The sequence below is a fragment of the Ensifer sp. GW823-FHT05D09 genome (genome assembly GCF_058795755.1).
Genome location: NZ_JBXAIA010000004.1, coordinates 214,059 through 232,825, shown reverse-complemented (window position 1 = coordinate 232,825; position 18,767 = coordinate 214,059). Strand labels below are relative to the sequence as shown.

The 18,767-nt window shown below is 59.1% G+C and carries 17 protein-coding genes; 14 read left to right on the top strand and 3 right to left on the bottom strand.

The window, feature by feature from the left end; genetic code table 11:
* Positions 1–150: 150 nt before the first annotated feature.
* Positions 151–1,080: a sugar ABC transporter substrate-binding protein gene (locus AC1Q80_RS15205; RefSeq protein ID WP_077505057.1), complete on the bottom strand. Its 930-nt coding sequence runs from the start codon at positions 1,078–1,080 to the stop codon at positions 151–153.
* Between the two features lie 236 nt (positions 1,081–1,316).
* Entirely contained in the window at positions 1,317–2,129 is an 813-nt protein-coding gene (locus tag AC1Q80_RS15200; protein WP_492360951.1) for a TIM barrel protein, read from the bottom strand.
* A gap of 372 nt (positions 2,130–2,501) precedes the next feature.
* On the opposite strand from AC1Q80_RS15200, the gene AC1Q80_RS15195 reads away from it, so the two are divergent.
* Positions 2,502–3,518: a capsular polysaccharide export protein, LipB/KpsS family gene (locus AC1Q80_RS15195; protein WP_492361081.1), complete on the top strand. Its 1,017-nt coding sequence runs from the start codon at positions 2,502–2,504 to the stop codon at positions 3,516–3,518.
* Between the two features lie 27 nt (positions 3,519–3,545).
* Here AC1Q80_RS15195 and AC1Q80_RS15190 read toward each other — a convergent pair whose 3' ends face one another.
* Positions 3,546–4,577, bottom strand: coding sequence for a LacI family DNA-binding transcriptional regulator (locus AC1Q80_RS15190; protein WP_492360950.1), 1,032 nt, complete (start codon positions 4,575–4,577; stop codon positions 3,546–3,548).
* 164 nt (positions 4,578–4,741) lie between these two features.
* Here AC1Q80_RS15190 and AC1Q80_RS15185 point away from each other — a divergent pair, with 164 nt between their 5' ends.
* From AC1Q80_RS15185 to AC1Q80_RS15125, 13 genes are all read left to right on the top strand, one after another.
* The gene (locus AC1Q80_RS15185) at positions 4,742–5,833 is read left to right on the top strand and encodes a fatty acid desaturase family protein (RefSeq protein ID WP_492360949.1); all 1,092 of its coding nucleotides are present in this window, start codon (positions 4,742–4,744) and stop codon (positions 5,831–5,833) included.
* Positions 5,834–5,869: 36 nt separating this feature from the next.
* Positions 5,870–6,187, top strand: coding sequence for a MocE family 2Fe-2S type ferredoxin (locus tag AC1Q80_RS15180; protein WP_492360948.1), 318 nt, complete (start codon positions 5,870–5,872; stop codon positions 6,185–6,187).
* 42 nt (positions 6,188–6,229) lie between these two features.
* Entirely contained in the window at positions 6,230–7,456 is a 1,227-nt protein-coding gene (locus AC1Q80_RS15175) for an NAD(P)/FAD-dependent oxidoreductase (protein ID WP_492360947.1), read from the top strand.
* A 52-nt stretch (positions 7,457–7,508) separates the two neighbouring features.
* Positions 7,509–8,306 carry a 3-methyl-2-oxobutanoate hydroxymethyltransferase gene (locus AC1Q80_RS15170; RefSeq protein WP_492360946.1) on the top strand — a complete coding sequence of 266 codons (798 nt, stop codon included), beginning with the start codon at positions 7,509–7,511 and terminating at the stop codon, positions 8,304–8,306.
* Positions 8,307–8,390: 84 nt separating this feature from the next.
* Positions 8,391–9,209, top strand: a complete 819-nt coding sequence (locus AC1Q80_RS15165; RefSeq protein WP_492360945.1) for a sterol desaturase family protein — start codon at positions 8,391–8,393, stop codon at positions 9,207–9,209.
* 159 nt (positions 9,210–9,368) lie between these two features.
* Positions 9,369–10,355 carry a thiosulfate ABC transporter substrate-binding protein CysP gene (gene cysP / locus AC1Q80_RS15160; protein WP_492360944.1) on the top strand — a complete coding sequence of 329 codons (987 nt, stop codon included), beginning with the start codon at positions 9,369–9,371 and terminating at the stop codon, positions 10,353–10,355.
* Between the two features lie 64 nt (positions 10,356–10,419).
* Positions 10,420–11,268, top strand: coding sequence for a sulfate ABC transporter permease subunit CysT (gene cysT, locus AC1Q80_RS15155; RefSeq protein ID WP_492360943.1), 849 nt, complete (start codon positions 10,420–10,422; stop codon positions 11,266–11,268).
* Positions 11,269–11,270: 2 nt separating this feature from the next.
* A complete protein-coding gene (gene cysW, locus AC1Q80_RS15150; protein ID WP_492360942.1) occupies positions 11,271–12,158 on the top strand; it encodes a sulfate ABC transporter permease subunit CysW in 888 nt (295 codons plus the stop codon).
* The gene (locus AC1Q80_RS15145; protein ID WP_492360941.1) at positions 12,155–13,174 is read left to right on the top strand and encodes a sulfate/molybdate ABC transporter ATP-binding protein; all 1,020 of its coding nucleotides are present in this window, start codon (positions 12,155–12,157) and stop codon (positions 13,172–13,174) included. The genes cysW and AC1Q80_RS15145 overlap by 4 nt, the downstream gene beginning before the upstream one ends.
* A 126-nt stretch (positions 13,175–13,300) precedes the next feature.
* Positions 13,301–15,235 carry a glycosyltransferase family 2 protein gene (locus AC1Q80_RS15140; RefSeq protein ID WP_492360940.1) on the top strand — a complete coding sequence of 645 codons (1,935 nt, stop codon included), beginning with the start codon at positions 13,301–13,303 and terminating at the stop codon, positions 15,233–15,235.
* Entirely contained in the window at positions 15,232–16,371 is a 1,140-nt protein-coding gene (locus tag AC1Q80_RS15135) for a glycosyltransferase family protein (protein ID WP_492360939.1), read from the top strand. Before AC1Q80_RS15140 ends, AC1Q80_RS15135 begins: the two co-directional genes overlap by 4 nt.
* Positions 16,372–16,828: 457 nt before the next feature.
* Positions 16,829–17,482, top strand: a complete 654-nt coding sequence (locus AC1Q80_RS15130; protein ID WP_176353366.1) for an ABC transporter ATP-binding protein — start codon at positions 16,829–16,831, stop codon at positions 17,480–17,482.
* A gap of 17 nt (positions 17,483–17,499) precedes the next feature.
* Positions 17,500–18,765, top strand: a complete 1,266-nt coding sequence (locus AC1Q80_RS15125; protein WP_492360938.1) for a KpsE/RkpR family capsule polysaccharide export protein — start codon at positions 17,500–17,502, stop codon at positions 18,763–18,765.
* Positions 18,766–18,767: the final 2 nt, after the last annotated feature.

The following is an 18,767-nucleotide window of genomic DNA, read 5'->3' as shown; positions in this document are numbered from 1 at the left end:
CAATTCCGGCTTTCGCGGAAAAGTCCTCGCAGCCGGTGGGTCAACCAGCATTCTCTCCGCAGGCGCTAGTCTACAGGATCAGCGCAGCTGCCGCGGGACTGTTTTTGAATGAGAGCGCGGGGATATCCCGCGCTCTCGATGCAAAACGGATCAGTTCTTGGCCTGATAGCTGGCCATGTTGTCCTTGGTGACGAGCTCGAAGGGGATGTAGACCTTCTTCTCGATCGCTTCGCCCTTGGCGAGCTTGAGGGCGGCGTCGACCGAACCCTTGCCCTGGCCGGCCGCGTTCTGGAACACGGTCACGTCGAGGTCGCCTGCCGCCATTGCAGCAAGCGCGTCCTGGGTTGCGTCGATGCCGCCGATAACGACGCTGTCCATCGAACGGCCAGCGGCTTTGAGCGCCTGGATTGCGCCGATCGCCATTTCGTCGTTGTTGGAGATCACCGCGTCAAATTCCAGACCGGCAGAAAGCCAGTTGGTGACAAGGTCAGAGCCTTGAGTGCGCGACCAGTTGGCGGTCTGCTCTTCGACGATCTCGATGCCCTTGCATGCTTCGGTCGCGAGAACGTCATGGATGTCCTTGGTGCGCATGCGGGCGGCCTGGTTGGAGAGCTCGCCCATCATGACGACGGCCTTGCCCTTGCCACCGAGCATCTTGCAGATTTCCTGGGTCTGCAGCGTGCCGGATTCCTGTTCGTTCGAGGCGACGAAGGCCTGCTTTTCCGGCAGGGTATCGACGTTGACAGGCTCGCGGTTGACGTAGACGAGCGGGATGCCGGCGTCCGCTGCAATCTTGGACATGGCGGCAGTTGCGTCGGTATCGACAGGGTTGACGATGATGGCGGTGACGCCAGCAGCGATGAAGTTCTGGATCTGGCTCTGCTGCTTCGACACGTCGTTCTGGGCGTCTTCGATCTGCAGGTCGACGCCACTGAGCGTCTTTGCGTAGTCGGACATGCCGTTGCGCAGGACCGTCAGGAAGTTGTCGTCGAACTGCGCCATGGAGACGCCGATGGTTTCGGCATGCGCCGCCGTCGACATCATGACAGCCATGGCTGTACCCAGCAGGAACTTTTTCATTGTCTTTCTCCTCCACATTCGGTGCCCGGCCACACCTTCTCCAGCCGGAAACGCTGACCACAACGGGTTGCGTCGATCCCTGATCGGAAGCGGTACTCCCGCTACGCTCCAATCAAAACGGAATAAAAGAACCAGTGATTTGCAATTACGGAATATGTATTCCATTTTATGCGGACGCCGTCAAGAGTGTCTTTCGGCGTCTCGCTTCGTTTTCCAGTGATCGATGGTGCCGCGTGTCAGAGCCCTGCTTCAATGTGAGTCATGCTGGCATTGAGGGCGGTGACGGGGTCGGCAAGTCCGTGGACCTCATCGGCAAAAGGTTCGAACGAGAACGGACCGGCATAGCCCGCCGCCAGCAGGCGCCTGATCTGTCCGACATTGTCGAGGGTGTCATTCTGGTCGACCAGAACGCGATGAGAGTCGCGCAGATCGGCGATCGCCACATTGCGGTCGGTAACCCCGGAAATATGAACGAGGCCGGTCATATCAGGGTGGATTGCCGGCTCGTCAGCGAGATGGTGGTGGAAGGTATCGTGGACAATACGGAATGTGCCTTCGCCGCCAATCGCCCTTATCGCATCAACAGCTTCAGTTTTGGAGCGAAGCGAGCAGATCTCGAAGCCGAGCGGTTCGACAAGTCCGATGACGCCGGCGGCATCGAGCATCGGCTTCAGGGCTGAAAGTGCTTGCTTCAAGTTGGATTGGCGCTCGCCATCGGCTTGGCCGCTGCCGTCATTGACAGGCACGAGAACAAGCGCCTTTGCCCCGCAGTCTTTGGCATAGGAGATCAGGTGGTCGGCTTCGGCCGCACGGGTTTCGTTCCATTCGTTGAAGCGCTGCAGGGCGTTGATGGAGATGATCGTTACGCCATGTCTCCCGGCAAGCGCTGCCACGTCTGCCGCCGGCGCTCCGTCCAGGATGGCGTTGCCGGGTAGGTCGTTGCGGATTTCGACGGACGTCATGCCGAGCGAGCGAGCAAGGGCAAAGTAGGCGTCGAGCGGCAGGGCGGGCGTGGTCATGTGGTTGAGTGCGAAGGGCAGGGCGGCCATGGGAATGTCTCCTCCAGGTTAGGTCTGTTGGTAGCTATAAATGGAACGTTCATTCCATTTATAGCTACTCGCGCAGATCGCCAATGGCTAGGCGGCGGCTGAAAAGTGTCTCGTCAAAGCGCTTGCATTGCTGCAAGATTGTCATCCATCGATGATGGGATTCAATCAATCGGCCAGTCATTCCATCGCGACCTTGGTAACAACTCTTGCGGCGCGCCGGATGCGGGGTGGTCTCGAAAGCTGTGCTCGTGCGACGGTCATCGGGCAAGTTCGGTTTGCATTTGGCGCTGCAAGGTGGTTTTTGGCGCAAAGTGCCGAGGTGGCCGGCAGAGTGAGAATGTGAACGTGTCCGACAATCCTACGCTAGCCGCAATGCAAGCCCGTCCATGGCACCCGAAATGGGGTGCAAGGCTCGGGGCGACGTATTTCGTGCACAAGGCGTTTCCTTGGCTGGGGCGCTATTTCGGCGAGGCGCCGCTTCGTTCGACGCTGGCGCCCGGGCTCGATGGCATCGTGTCATGGGGTGGCCGGCTGCCGGCGAAAACGGCAATGAGAATAGCCCGATTGCGTCAACTTCCGCACTGGCATCTCGAGGATGGTTTCCTGCGCTCCGTCGGTCTCGGCAAGGATGGCAGTATCCCGATCTCGATTATCATCGATGACATGGCTCTCCCGGTCGATGCTGGTCGCGCCTCGCGATTGGAATTGCTGGTCCGCGATGCGGCTGGCGGCGTTGCGCATGATGTCGGTGCGCCGATCCGTGAGGCGCTGGTTGAGCATAAGCTGTCGAAGTACAACAATCTCCCTCACACTGAGCCCCGGCTCGATCGCTCGACACGGCGCAGGCTCCTTCTCGTCGATCAGGTTTTTGGCGATGTTTCCGTCGAAAAGGCGCTCGGTTCGGCTTCCGCCTTTGACAGAATGTTGGATGATGCACTCGCAACCGGCGCGCAGATTGTCGTTCGGACGCATCCAGATGTTATTGCCGGTCACCGCAAGGGCTACATGACCGAGCGGGCATCGAAATTGCCAGGCGTGACGCTTATGGCCGACAAGGTCTCTGCGGCCGCAATCCTCGCCGTCGTCGACGAAGTGTGGACCGTCTCCAGCCAGATGGGATTCGATGCGCTTCTGCGGGGTCTTCCCGTTCGTTGTTATGCGACGCCATTCTATGCAGGTTGGGGACTGACAGAAGACCGCGTGGAAGATCGAGCGCAAGTAGCGCATGCGCGGCGGGCAGCCGCACGCCCCACAGTCGATCAGCTAGCGTTCGCAGCTTTCAGCCTTTATCCCATCTATCGCCATCCAAAGACGTGGCAAGTGCTGGAGCCGCTCCAGGCAATTGATTGCCTGGTCGAAGAAATCGCCACAACGAGGCGGGCTGGCTGACGTTCTTGTCAAGCCGGGAATTCGCCGTCAGATGTTCTCCGGCGTGAAGAGATCAAAGGGCAGGAAGGTCTGCCCGGGTGCACCTGTTGGCCCTTTGTCGATCGCCTGTATCATCAGACTGATCGTCTCACGGGCCAAGGCTGCGGTCGGCGTCGAGATCGCGAGTGTCACTACGTCGTCGGCGAGTGCGGCGCGCGATTCCGGGGTAAACTCATTGACGACGGCGATCAGCTTGCCTTCGAGCTTTTCCTCGCGGATTGCCGAGATCGCACCTTCCATGCCGCCGCCGCAGACGTAGAAGCCGATCAGATCCGGGTGACGTTGCAACAGATTGAGCGTCGCTTCGTGGGTGATTTCGGCCGTATCGAGATTGACCATCGTGTCGAGCACTTCGAAGTCGGGGGCGTGCTCGCGGAAATAGGATCGGAAGCCGATTTCGCGCAGTTCATGGCCGAGAAACCGATGGCTGCCGACGAATGCCGCGACCTTGCCGGGCCGCTTCGCTGCCTTGGCAATCATCCAGGCGGCGGTCCTGCCGACCTTGTGATTGTTCAGGCCGACATAGCCTTCACGCACGCCGGCGGCAAAATCGGAAAGCAGCGAGAAGACTGGGATCCCGCGCTCCTTCAACTCTTCGACGACGGCTGTCACCGCAGGATAATCCGGCGCAACAAGCGCAATCGCTTGATTGCGGGCGGCCATTGCTCGCAATTTCTCGGTGATTCCAGTTGGCGTTGAGTTGGCGACGAATTCCACCTGTGGCATCGCGCGGACGGTTGAAAGCGCAAGGGCTGCGTTCTCCATTTCCTTGGCGACAATCTGATAAAAGGCCTGCTCCGGTTTCTGCAGCAGGAAGCCGAGACGGTACTGCGGCAGATCTTCGAAGACCCGCTGACGCAGCAGGCCGACCGCGTGATAGCCGATGCCCTTGGCGGCGTCATAGACCCGGCGCGCCGTCTCGTCTCGCACCGGATGTCGGCCGTTGAGAACGCGGTCCACGGTGGCGACGCTGACGCCTGCGGCGCGGGCGAGATCGGCGATCGTCGGTCTGTTGCTCATAGGCCGCCCCTGAAATGATTCTATCATTCATGAAATGCAATGCTTGATGGTATTTGAGAGAATATATCATCACTGCATTGAGAACTTGCAAAAGTCAACTATCGTCAGATCCAGGAGACAAGAAATGGCCGGCGGCGTGCGGTCGACTACTGGAGGATGAACGGATGGCGATGGTTCCGACAAAGCGTGATTACAGCCTGCTTGGGCGCGACGCCCAGGCGGCCGTCGCCAATGGGCTGTCTGCGGCCGAGTGGTATCACACCGAGATCCCGCGCAAGCAGATGAAGGAACTGATGAAGCGCGAAGATGGTCCAGCCATTCGTGATACTGCCATCTGGTTCGGCAGCCTCATCCTCTTCGGTGGCCTCGGCGTCTACTTCTGGGGAACATGGTGGGCTGTTCCCTTCTTTCTCGCTTACGGCGTCCTCTACGGTTCGGCATCCGACAGTCGCTGGCACGAATGTGGTCATGGCACGGCGTTCAAGACGATGTGGATGAACGATGTCGTCTACCAGGTCGCCTGCTTCATGATCATGCGCAACCCGGTGACCTGGCGCTGGAGCCATACCCGCCATCATACCGACACGGTCATTGTCGGCCGGGACCCTGAAATTGCCGTCATGCGCCCACCGGATCTGCTTCGGCTGGTGCTGAACTTCTTCGGTATTCTCGATGTCTGGCATGCGGTGGCCGACATGATCCGCAACGCATTCGGCGTCATCAGTGCCGCCGAGAAGACTTTCATTCCGGAAATGGAGCAGCCGAAGGCTATCCGCGTCGCGCGCATCTGGTTTGCGATCTATCTCGCCACGATCGGCCTGTCCTTCTACCTTGGCTCGATCCTGCCCTTGATGCTGATCGGTCTGCCGCGCCTCTATGGCGCATGGCATCACGTGCTGACGGGCCTGCTGCAGCATGGCGGGCTTGCCGACAACGTCACGGACCACCGGCTGAACAGCCGCACCGTCTACATGAACCCGATCAGCCGCTTCATCTACTGGAACATGAACTACCACGTCGAACATCACATGTTCCCGATGGTGCCTTATCATGCGCTGCCGCGGCTTCACGCGATGATCAAGCATGACTTGCCCGAACCGAACCCGTCCATGCTTCACGGCTATCGCGAGATGATCCCGGCGTTCCTGCGTCAACTGAGGAACGAAGACTACTTCCTCAAGCGCGCACTGCCACAGACGGCAAAGCCGTATCGCGAAGAATTTCACAGCGATGGCCTGGTGCATGCCGCCGAATAGGCACGCCAGACAACAATCAACATTGGGAGGAAAACCATGACCGACAACTGGATCGAGGTCTGTGCGGCCAATGAGATCGACGAAGAGGATGTCATCCGCTTCGATCATGAAGGGCGGACCTTCGCAGTCTACCGCAGTCCGGACGACGAATATTTCGCGACCGACGGTCTCTGCACCCACGAGCATATCCACCTCGCCGATGGCTTGGTGATGGACGACATCATCGAATGTCCGAAACACAATGGCCGCTTCAACTACAAGACCGGCCAGGCCAAGGGCGCACCCGTCTGCGTCAACCTGAAGACCTATCCGGTCAAGGTTGAGGCAGGCTGTGTTTTCATAGCGGTGACCTGAACGCAGACCCTTAGCGCTGAACGCGAGCATCGGGAGAGGCATATGAAAAGCATCGTCATCGTCGGCGCCGGCGAGTGTGGCGCACGGGCCGCGTTCGGCCTTCGGGAAAAGGGCTACGAGGGCGAGATCACGCTCATCGGTGCAGAGCCGTATCTTCCCTACGAACGGCCACCGCTCTCGAAGGAAGGTTTGGTCGATGCGCAGGGTCCGAAACATGTCGCCGAGCTCGACCGCTATCAGTCCGCACGGATCACCGTGCTCACCGACGCGCCTGTTGAGGGCATCGATCGGGGCGAAAGGACGGTGCGAGTTGCAGATGGACGTAAGCTTTCCTACGATCGGTTGTTGCTCGCAACCGGTGCAAAGCCGAAGTCGTTCCCAGGGCAGCCCGAAAACACACCGCTCGTCCGCGTGCTCCGAACCCATGCCGATGCCGCTGCCATCCGCATGAAGCTCGCACCTGGCAGCACACTTGCCATCATCGGTGGTGGGTTTATCGGCCTGGAACTGGCGGCGACCGCCCGCAAGCTCGGCGCGGAGGTCGTTGTCCTCGAGGGCCTGCCACGCGTTCTGTCCCGTGGTGTGCCGGAAGAAATCGCTGCCGTCGTCGTCGAAAGACATAGGCTGGAAGGCGTCGATATCCGCTGCAACGCCAGGATCGCTGGCATAGAGATGCGCGAGAAGAGGGCGCTCATTCAGCTAGGCGATGGCGACAGCCTGGTCGCCGACATGGTCGTCGTCGGCATTGGCGCCGTGCCGAATACGGCCTTGGCCGAGGCTGCAGGCCTTGTCGTTGACAATGGCATTGCCGTCGACGAGACGCTTTGCACCTCCGACCCCAACATATTTGCGGCGGGTGATTGCTGCTCCTTTCCGCTTGGACATTATGGCGGCCGGCGCATACGGCTTGAGGCTTGGCGCAACGCGCAGGATCAGGGAACGCTCGCCGCGGCCAATCTTTTGGGTGCAGCGCAGCCGATCGACAGTGTGCCGTGGTTCTGGTCGGATCAATACGACCTCACCCTGCAGATTGCAGGCCTCGCCGAAGGGGCTGTGACCGTGGTGCGGCGCGACCTTGGCGACGGTGCCTTCATTCTCTTCCATCTTGACGCCAGCGGCCGGCTGATCAGCGCCAGCGGCATAGGCAAGGGAAACGCCGTAGCGCGTGACATCCGCCTTGCCGAGATGCTGATTGCTGCCGGCAAGCGGCCAAGTTCGCAGGCGCTTGGCTCGACCGAAACCAAACTCAAGGCGCTGCTCGCCGCCTGAAGCGGGATGCATTTCCCTCATTCATAACAACAACCGATATCCGGAGATCCCGATGCGAAACCGCCGCCCCACCGTTGCCGACCTCCTGTCGATCAAGGGCAAGAGACAGTTGACGATGCTGCGGGTGGAAACGCTTGAGGAGGCCGAGGCGGCCGAAATGGCCGGGATTGATCTTGTCTCCGTGCCGCCAGCCCTGCTTGGGCCGGAGTTTCGCGAAGTCGCGCCCACCTGCTTTGCCTTTCCCGGCCTCGAATACGGCGACCTTGTCACCGCTGACGAGTACATCCGCGCCGCGTTCAAGGCGATGAAGGCGGGAGGGGATGCCGTCTATTGTGCCGCGAGCCTTTCTACTGTCCGCCGCATGCGCGACGAGGGCATTCCGGTCTGCGGCCATGTCGGCCTCATTCCCTCCAAGGCCACCTGGACCGGTGGGTTTCGCGCGGTCGGCAAGACGGCGGCAAGTGCGCTCGAAATCTGGCGGCAGGTCAAGGCACTGGAAGAGGCCGGCGCCTTTGCTGCCGAGATCGAAGTGGTGCCAGGTGAGGTTGCAACGGCAATCAGCGCCAGGACGTCGATGCTGATGCTGTCTATGGGAGCGGGTATAGGCTGCGACGCGCAATATCTCTTCAGTGACGACGTGCTCGGCGCCACCCGTGGCCACGTTCCTCGCCATGCCAAGATCTACCGCAACTTTGCCGCCGAAAATGAGCGGCTGCAACGCGAACGTATTGCCGCTTACTCGGAGTTCGCCGCCGACGTGCGGTCCGGTGCCTATCCAGAGAAGGGCCATCTCGTCGGGATCGACACATCCGAACTGAACGCGTTCTTGGCGGATCTGGAGCGTATGTAGACCGGTGCTTGCCTTGCCTTGCGCGGTCGGGTTGGTGTATTCAGGCTGTCTGTTTATCTCACACCTGCAGCACCGGATCTCCACTTGAACGCGTTCGTCCAGGGTACCCTGACTTTTTTCGCCATTCTCGCAGTTATCTATGCCGCCACGGTGCTCGTCTATTTTGCACTTGGCTATGGCATCACCTGGCTGAACGACCGCAACCCGGAACGTCGTATCCAGAAGGGGCGGCGAGGCGAGAAAAGAAAAGCCGTCGAGATCCGCCAGAGCATGGCGTCCATCCTGGTGACCTGCACATCAGTCGCAATCGGCCTCTTCGTCCAGTATCAGGGATGGACGCTGTTTTCGCCCTGGGACTTCAGCTGGTGGACGGCTGTGCCGCTCTTCCTGCTTTGCATGGTGCTGTTCGACGCGTGGTTCTATTTTGCGCACCGGCTGCTGCACACCAAGCTGTTCTACAAATATCATCTTCTGCATCACCGCAGCGTCGCCCCGACGGTGTGGAGCAATGATTCAATCGGCTTGGTCGATACCGCCCTGTCGCAGGGTTACTACGCCGTCATCACTTTTGTGGTGCCGTTTCCGCCGCTTATCCTGCTGGCGCACCGGCTGTTCGACCAGATCAACGGCACGTTCGGGCATGCGGGCTTTGAATATTTTGCCTCGCCGACGGCGCGCTACCCCTGGCCGCTGCTCTGCACCACCTATCACGACCAGCATCACGCCGAGTTCAAATACAACTACGCCAACTACTTCTCCTTCTGGGATCGTGTGCTCGGCACGATCTCGCCTGTCTACGATCGCCGGGTCGAGGCGTTCGAGGGCGAGGCGCCGGCCATCAGCCTCAAGCGGCCGTCGCAAACGTCTTCCGCGCAGGAAGTAACGACAACCTCCGATCGGTAGATCGCGGCTCCGGCAACAATGGCATTTTCTCTGATATCCGAGATCGTTAGGTGATTTTTCCCGTTCGGGAAACAACCTCAGATCACCGTGCCTCGTCGTCTCCCGTGACGGCCGCTAGGTTTCACTCAACCTGCCGCCTCTATTCCACCGGAGATACCCATGAAGAAACTGCTGATCGCGGGCGCTGCCTTTGTCGCGCTGCTGAGTGGCCCGGCCTTCGCCGACGCGCCGACCACCCTCCTCAATGCGTCCTACGACGTTGCGCGCGAAGTTTTCGCAGCCGAGAATGAAGCCTTCATCAAGGCGCATCCGGGTGTCACCGTCGACCAGTCGCACGCCGGCACCTCGAAGCAGGCGCGCGCCATCGTCGAGGGCCTGGAGGCTGACGTCGTCACCTTCAATCAGGTGACCGATATCGACTTCCTGGCAAAGAACGGTTTTGTCGCCGAGGGATGGCAGAAGGAATTTCCGAACAACGCGTCGCCTTTTTATTCCTTCCCGTCCTTCCTGGTCCGCGCCGGCAACCCGAAGGGCATCAAGGACTGGGGCGATCTCGCCCGTGACGATGTGAAGGTCGTCTTCCCGAACCCGAAGACATCGGGCAATGCGCGCTACACCTATCTGGCAGCGACAGCCTATGCCAAGGAAGCATTCAAGGACGATCCGGCCAAGGTCACCGAATTCGTCAAGAAGATCTTCGACAACGTTCCGGTCTTTGATACCGGCGGTCGCGCTGCAACCACGACCTTTGTCGAGCGCGAAATCGGCGACGTGATCATCACCTTCGAGGCGGAAACCCGGTCGATCGCCAAGCAGTACGGCACCGACAAGTTCGAAAGCGTCGTGCCTTCGGTCAGCCTGCTTGCGGAATTCCCGGTCGCCGTCGTCGACAAGGTTGCGGAAAAACGCGGCTCGCGCGAGTTAGCAAAGTCCTATCTCGATTTCCTCTACACCGAAGAGGGTCAGAAGATCGCCGCCGAATATGGCCACCGCGTCCACAACGAGAAAGTGGCGGCCGAGTTCAAGGATCAGTTTCCGGAGATCCGCCTTGTCAAGGTTGAGGATGTCTTCGGCGGTTGGGGCAAGATCAAGGACGAACACTTCGCCGCCGGTGCCGCGCTCGACCAGATCTACGGCAATCGCTAACAGGCGATAACAGGCCCAACCTTTCGCCCGGCGAGTTCTGCTCGCCGGGTTCTGCCGTGAATGAATGAAATGCCGCCGTGGAGGCGATCACTTGAAACGCAATGTTCTGCCCGGACTTCCTCTGTCGCTGGGCATCACCCTCTTTTATGTCGGGCTGATCGTCGTGCTGCCCTTGGCGGCTCTGGTCTTCAAGGCGGCCAGCCTCGGACCCGCCGAATATTGGGCGATTGTGTCGTCGCCGCGCGCCGTCGCGAGCTATCGCGTCACCGTGCTTTCAGCGCTTGTCGCCACCGCCTTCAATCTCGTCTTCGGCCTGGCGCTTGCCTGGGTGCTCGTTCGCTACCGCTTTCCGGGGCGGCGGATCGTCGATGCAATCGTCGACCTGCCCTTTGCCTTGCCGACTGCCGTTGCCGGCATCGCCTTGACGACGCTCTTTGCGTCGAACGGCTGGTTCGGCGCGCTGCTTGCGCCTCTCGGCATCAAGGTGGCCTACACCCCGCTCGGCATCATGGTGGCCATGTGCTTCACCAGCCTGCCCTTCATCGTCCGCACGGTGCAGCCGGTGCTAGAAGACCTCGATCCTGCACTGGAAGAGGCCGCGCAATCTCTCGGCGGATCGGATCGCGCGATCTTCGTGCGCGTCATCCTGCCCTTGCTGATGCCGGCTTTGCTTGCGGGCCTGTCACTTTCCTTCGCCCGGTCGCTGGGTGAATTCGGTGCCATCATCTTCATCGCCGGCAATCAGCCGATGGAAACCGAAATCACCGCGTTGCTCGCCTTCATCCGGCTTGAGGAATACGACTATCAGGCGGCGGCCGCGATTGCCTCCGTGCTGTTGATCACCGCGTTCCTGATGCTGGCCGCCACCAATCTGCTGCAGGCGCGGGCCTTGCGCTATACCGCGAGGTCCTGACGATGACGCCAAGCAGACGCAAGCCGCCGCGTGTTGGCGACGGACCGATCATCCGTCGCGTACTGATTGGAACCACGCTGTTCTTCGGCGCCATTCTGGTGCTCGCGCCGCTGATCGTGATTGCCGTCGAGGCCTTTGGCCAGGGCTTGAAGGCCTATGGCGCCACCATCGCTCATCCGGACACGCGCCACGCCATTTTCATGACGGTCGCCACCGCCTTGATCGCCATGCCCATCAATACAGCATTTGGCCTTGCCGCAGCCTGGGCGATCACCAAGTTCGATTTCTGGGGACGGCGCGCTCTTCTCGTCGTAATCGAAATCCCGTTCTCGATCTCTCCGATCGTAGCCGGCGTCGCCTATCTCTTTGTCTACGGTCTGCAGGGGCTGTTCGGCCCGATGCTTGAGGCGGCCGACATCAAGATCCTGTTTGCCCTGCCAGGCATCGTCCTTGCCTCGATGTTCGTGACGGCACCGTTTGTCGCCCGCGAGCTCATTCCGCTGATGCAGGCGCAGGGCAGGGACCTGGAAGAGGCGGCGACATCGCTTGGCGCATCCGGCTGGCGCACGTTCTTCTCCGTCACGCTTCCCAACGTGAAATGGGCGCTGCTTTACGGCGTCGTTCTCTGCAATGCGCGTGTCATGGGCGAGTTCGGTGCGGTCTCGGTCGTCTCCGGCAATATTCGCGGCCAGACCAACACGCTGCCACTTCATATCGAGCTGCTTTATCACGACTACCAGGCGGCGGGCGCCTTTGCCGCCGCCTCGATCCTCGCGACGCTTGCCGTCGTCACCATCATTGCCAAGGTCGCGCTTGAGCGCCGCGGTGCCGGCCGCAGGCCGGCGCTTGCTGCCGCTACCAAAGAACAGAATGCAGGAACCCGCCCATGAAAATCCGTCTCGATCAGGTCGTCAAAACCTTCGACACGTTCCGCGCCGTGCACGGCGTCTCACTCGAAATCGAGAGCGGACAGTTGGTAGCGCTGCTTGGTCCTTCCGGCTCCGGCAAGACGACGATCCTGCGCATGGTGGCCGGTCTCGAATATGCCGACGGCGGTCACATCTATTTCGGCGACCAGGACGCGACCGATATCCCCGTTAGAGACCGCGGCGTCGGCTTCGTCTTTCAGCACTACGCGCTGTTCCCGCATATGACGGTGGCCGAAAACATCGCCTTCGGCATGAAGGTCTCCAAGATCAGGCGCAGTAAGGCCGAAATTGCGACGCGCGTCGAAGAACTTCTGCGCCTTGTGAGGCTCGAAGGGCTCGGCGACCGCTTCCCCGGTCAGATCTCCGGCGGCCAGCGTCAGCGCGTGGCGCTGGCCCGCGCGCTTGCCGTCGATCCCAAGGTGTTGTTGCTAGACGAACCGTTCGGCGCGCTCGATGCCAACGTCCGACGCGATCTGCGCCGCTGGCTGCGCGAGATCCACGATGAGCTCGGGATCACGACCCTGTTCGTGACGCACGACCAGGAGGAGGCGCTGGACCTCGCCGACCGGGTGGTCATCCTCGATCAGGGCAGGATCGTGCAGGAGGGAACGCCGACTGAAGTGTGCCGTGAGCCGAATTCGGCGTTTGTGATGCGGTTCTTAGGGGATGCGAACCGCATATCGGCGACCGTTCGGGACGGCCAAGCCTATATCGGCGAGACCGCGGTTGATGCCCCGACTTCATTTGACGGCCCAATCGACATCTACCTCCGGCCGGGCGACGTCGACTGGTGTCCCGAGGGCGATGGCATACCTGCAACTATCGTCCGAGTGCTTGATCGACCCGGCGGCAGACGGGTTCTCGCAAACGTGGAAGGCGGAACGGCGCTGGAGTTCGATGTGGCGCCCGAGACAGATGTCAGGTCCGGCCAAGTCGGAAAGTTGTCGATCAAGCGGTCACGCCTCTATCCTGCCTGATCCACGATCGGAAACGTTACGCCTTCCTTTGTTCCGGTCGCGGACATTTACGAGTTAATTTTCGTTCTAGGCTCTGGCATAAGCGGATATCGAATCCGGTTTCGCTGACTTGCAAGATAGAGAACGATGGCTGACGTTTCGCAGGATAAATTCGAGGTGCCGCTCAAAGCGGCGCCTGAATGTTATGCCGACAGTCCCATCGTTCTCACGGTTCACGACCCGGAGCATCGCTTGGGGGGGCGTCCGCAGATCGCGTTGCATCGAAAGGACTGCGTGCCCGCGACTGTCTTCCGCTCCTTCCTGATCAATCGCCGTGGCCGCGGACGGTTTTACGGCTGGATGCCGGCGCAACTCGAAGGTGCCACTCTTCTCGCCGATAAGGCGACGGCAGAAGCATCAGGGAGAGCGAACCCTGAGATCAGTGTGCGTCGGTTATCGTTGCTCGAGCTCGCGCTGCTTCTCGTGCTGCGGCGACCCGTGTTCGTGCTCCGCATCCTGCGCCTGCTCATGGTGGGCAATGTCAAAGGCGCTAAATTTCGTTTCGTCCGGCAGTGCGACGCCCTGTCGGCACCAGATTACGACGAATGGATAGAGGCTCAGGAGGCGGCGGAGCTGGCGGAGCCACCGGATTCACCGAACAATTGGCCGGTAAGACCCATTGTCCTCGTATCGATCGGGCTAGGTACGGAGAAGGCAGTAGCTGCGACACGCGCCTCACTGGCGAAGCAGACGTGGGGCGATTATGTCGAAGCTTCTGCCGATGAAGTTGCCGCGATGGAAGATGCGGGTTCGGCTCGACCGCAACTCTGGATGCGGCTTCCCGCCGGCATGCGTCTGGCGCCTCGGGCCTTGGAACGGCTGGTCCGACCTTTTGCCTTTTCGGCTGCGGTCGCGGCGGTGTATTGTGACGAAGATCGCATAAATAGCCGTGGTCGGCGAACCCTACCGTTCTTCAAACCCGCCTGGAACCCGCCGCTTGCGCAATCCGGTTGGCTACCGTTGGACGGAGCAATTGTTCGCCTGGCCGATCTGCCTGATGGCCTCGATCTCGAAAACATGCCGTTTGGAGAGTTGATCGCAAAAGCTGCAACGGGGCGGCGAGGCGCGGTTCTTCATGTGCCAAGGGTGCTTTTGCACAGGAACCCGCCCCACCGACGAGCGACGAGAGCTGTCGCGCCTCCGGCTCGGGACGCTGAGACGCCGAAGGTCAGCGTCATCATCCCGACACGCGACCGGGCAGACCTGCTGGAGGCCTGTCTCAACGGACTTTTTGAAGGAACCAAGGGCGTCGAGCTGGATGTAATCGTCATCGACAATGATAGCAGCGATCCCGCCGCGCTTGCCCTCATGAACCGTTATCAGGAGGCAGGGCGTATCCGACGTCTGCCGCTCCCGGGCGCGTTCAATTTTTCGACGGCCTGCAATCGCGGCGTCGAAGCATCGCGCCACGAACTCATCCTGCTGCTCAACAACGACGTTGAACCATTGCAATCGGGTTGGCTCGCCAATCTTGCCGGGGAACTGAATGATCCAGATGTCGGTGCTGCGGGCTGCCTCTTATTTTTCCCTGACGGCTACGTGCAACATGGCGGCGTGACGCTTGGCGCCGGCACCGTTGCCCGCCACAGCTTTCATTTCCTGCACCCTCGATCAGGCGAGGATAATGGCCTGCTACGAGAGCGACGCGAGATCTCCGCGGTCACGGCAGCCTGCCTGTTGACGCGCAAGAGCCTGTGGGCGCGTCTCGGCGGTATGGATGAGCACAATCTCACTGTTGCGTTCAATGATGTGGACTACTGCGTCAAGGTGGTGCGACAAGCGGGCATGAAGATAATCTGGACGCCCGATAGCGCCATGCTGCATAGAGAGTCGGTATCACGAGGTGCAGACAATGCACCGGAAAAGCTGCGCCGCTTCGCGCGCGAGGAAAAGACCGTGTACGAGCGGTGGGGCGCTATCTTGCAGAACGATCCATACCACAACCCGAACCTTTCGCTGATCGCAGAGGATCTCGTTCTGCAGGCTCACCCGCGCGATCTGTCGCCGAGGTCGTCAGGATGATCGATTTCAGAGAACGGCTCGCACTATGGATTGAGCGCAAGCTGCCACGGCCGAAACTGCGACGTGGTGCAACAGGTTGCCCGCGCAAGCCCGTCAAGCACATTATCGTCTTCGGACGTATGCCGAACCCGACGTTTGACTATTATTTGGCCGCTCGGCTCAATGCGCCGGGCATGCCCCCTTCGCAGGCCGTCGATATCAGGCATGGCAATCTTTCGGACCTTGATTCAGAGAGTGCTTTCATCATCATCTGTCGCTATGCGTCGCCTGACGTGCTGACTTGGCTGGATACCAATGCTGATCGGCTGTCAGGTGTGGGACTGTTTCTCGATGATAATATACCGGCCGTGGTGACCGGCCATGATGCGGATTTTCTCTACCGTATACGTCTCTGCTATCGCGCGCTCTGGCCACTACGCCGTCTCAATCGTCACCTCGATATTGTCTGGGCCTCGACGCCGCATTTGGCTTCGACCTTGCGGCTTGAAGAAGCCCAGGTCTTGCCTCCAGCGCCGCCGGAAAGGTTGTGGAAGCGGGTAGGCACAACAGATCTCGCTTCAAAGCGGGCTTCAGACCAGGTTCTGATCGCATACCATGCGACTGGCGTTCATCTCAAAGAACACCGATTTCTCCGTCCGATCATCGCGGACGTCCTTGCGCAGCGCCCACAGGCTCGATTCGAGGTCTTCGCCGATGGTCGAGCGGCATCGATTTGGGCCGGCATGGAACGTGTATCGATCCGAAGGCCGCTACCTTGGGAGGACTATCTTGAGGATGCCAACCATCGCACCATCGATATCATGCTAATACCACTCGATCCTTCACCGGTGAATGATTGCCGTGCGCCGACCAAGCGAATTGATGTTGCGCGGTACGGCGCTGCAGGATTGTTCTCGTCAGGTCCGGCCTATGGCGCGTCTGACGAGTTAGGAGAGTTGCTGCTGTCATATGACCGGAATACTTGGGTGTGCGCCATTCTCGATTTACTGCGTAATAGCGAGGCGCGACATGTTAGCGCTTCGGCCACCGCACATTCGGTTGAATTGATGGCAATCGCGCGTGGAGATCTGGTGCGGACGTTCGCCAATCCTAATAACAAGCCAATCGCCCAAACCACCATCTTTTCGAAGATTTAACGCATAGTGCAATAGATTGGCTTCTCTGATACAAAAACCTCAGCCGATGATCGAATGCTTGCGCACGATCCGAGTCGCTGAACCGCCATGTCCTCAGCAGTGCTTTTTCGCCGCAAGGCCTATTGGTTGGCATCGTGAACCGCAACTCAACCGCGGTTTATGATGCGATGGTCATCCTGGTTCAGCAGCGGATGCTTTTCTCGGAACGATATTTGTTGGGGTTTCAATCAATTTTGTCATAAATTGGCGCTAAAAATCTTCGTACGGCTTATGGGCTGGGTTGATCGAGCCTGTGGCATTCGACTATGGACTGCGAAGCGAACATTAACGTGGATCGAAAAACTTGTTTGACGAGCCACCATAATGTTTGCGTTGACTCTGTGAGACAGCAGGATGCAAGTCGCTTGAACTCCCCGTACCTGTTTGAGCACTTTGTTCGAGGAAAACTGTTGTCAATATGATTGCCCTGTCAAATGTCTTCAAATTTTACCGCACGAGCGGGCGTCCGAAGATCATTCTTGATCATGTGACGACCGAGTTTCGGGCTGGTACCTCTTACGCGATCCTGGGTATCAACGGTGCGGGAAAATCAACGACCATGCGTATGTTGGGTGGTACGGAACTCCCTAATTCGGGCAAAATCACCCGCAAGGCACGTGTCTCCTGGCCCCTCGGTTTCGCTGGCGGGTTACATGGCGCGCTAACAGGGCGAGAGAATGTTCAATTTGTCGCTCGCGTGTACGGTCATGATCCTCGAAAGGTGGTTGATTTTGTCGAAGACTTTGCTGAGATCGGGGCATACATCGACGAGCCGTTTAAGACGTATTCATCTGGGATGATGCAACGGTTGGCATTCGGGCTCTCTATGGCTATAGACTTTGAATGCTACCTTATCGATGAGGTCACGGCCGTTGGCGACGCCCGTTTCCAAGCGCGGTGTTTGGAGGAGTTCGACAAACGTCGAGAGCGTTCGGACATAATCATGGTTTCACACTCAATGGAGACCATTAGAAGTTACTGCAAGCGGGCGATCGTATTGGCGCACGGCGCAATTCATGAGTTCTCCAACATTGATGATGCTATCGAGCTATACAAGAAATTGAATCAGTGAGCACGGAGGCTTGCAATATGGCTTCAGTAGCTGAGAAGACGACTACCGCAATGTCCGAAGGCGCAGCCCAGACTGCAAATGCCATCTCAATAGAACTCAGGCGTGCTGCAAGGAAGGCGCGTACTCCTCGCCCTGTAACAAGTGGGGGGGGCGGATTTCGGGCGCGGCAAAGCGATCGCTACTTTTACGCGCTTATCGCACTCAACTTTGTGCTGTTTTTTGCGCTGCCCGTTTCCTTGGCGACGATTTATTATGGCTTTGTCGCTGCCAATCAGTACGTATCCGAGGCTCGTTTTGCTGTTCGAGCAGGCCAGGATATGTCCATTGCTGGACTGTCTAAAATGTCGGGGATTAGCGCCCTTGTCGATACAGGCCAAGCGCGAGATGGGCTAATTATAGCGGACTATGTCGAAAGCAGAGCCCTTGTTGACGTGCTCTCGCCGCAATTCGACCTTCCCGGTATATTCTCCAAAGCCGGCGCGGATCTGATCGCGAGTTTTGATCCCAGTGATTCCATTGAGGACTTTGTCGATTATTGGAAGGACCAAGTCGATATCTCAGTGGATAGGAACTCAGGTCTCATATCGATTAAGTTGCGCGCGTTTACGGCAGAGGACAGCCTCGCCTTGACTGAAGCTGTCGTCAAGGCCTCCGAGCGTATGGTTAATAAACTGACGAGACGGAATGAAACCGACGCATTGGTCAGGGCGGAAGAGGAGGTGGAAACTAAGAAGGGCCAACTGTCCAAAGCGGTTTCTGAGCTTAGAGATGCACGGAATAAGGCTGGAGTGCTCGATATTGAAACGGCAGCGACGGGCTATTCGGAATTGATAACCGAGCTGCGGCTCGAGCTATCTAAATTGGAGATGGTCATCAGCACGACAGCGACTGACGCTCCGCAACTCGCGTCGCTCACGAGCCGAGCAAGTTCTCTGCGGGCGCAGATCGAATCGTATGAAGGCGCTATTGCTGGCCAAGGCCGGTCGACAAGCGTCAAAGGTTCAAACCTGGCGGAATTGGCGACAGGCATACAGCAAAAGGATACTGAGGTGTCGATTGCGCGGTCGGAGTATGCGTCCGCAGTCGCAGCCTATGAACAGGCTAGGTTGACGTTGGAGAGACAGAGGTCATATTTATTGACGTATATTGAGCCACAGCTAGCTGAGGAAGCGCTGTACCCGAGGAGGTTCCTTATGTGGATATCAGTTTTTGGGGTTAGTCTTCTGATTTCTGCCACAGTCGCGGGCCTATCGATCGTTGTTCGCGACCATATGGCCAGCTAAAG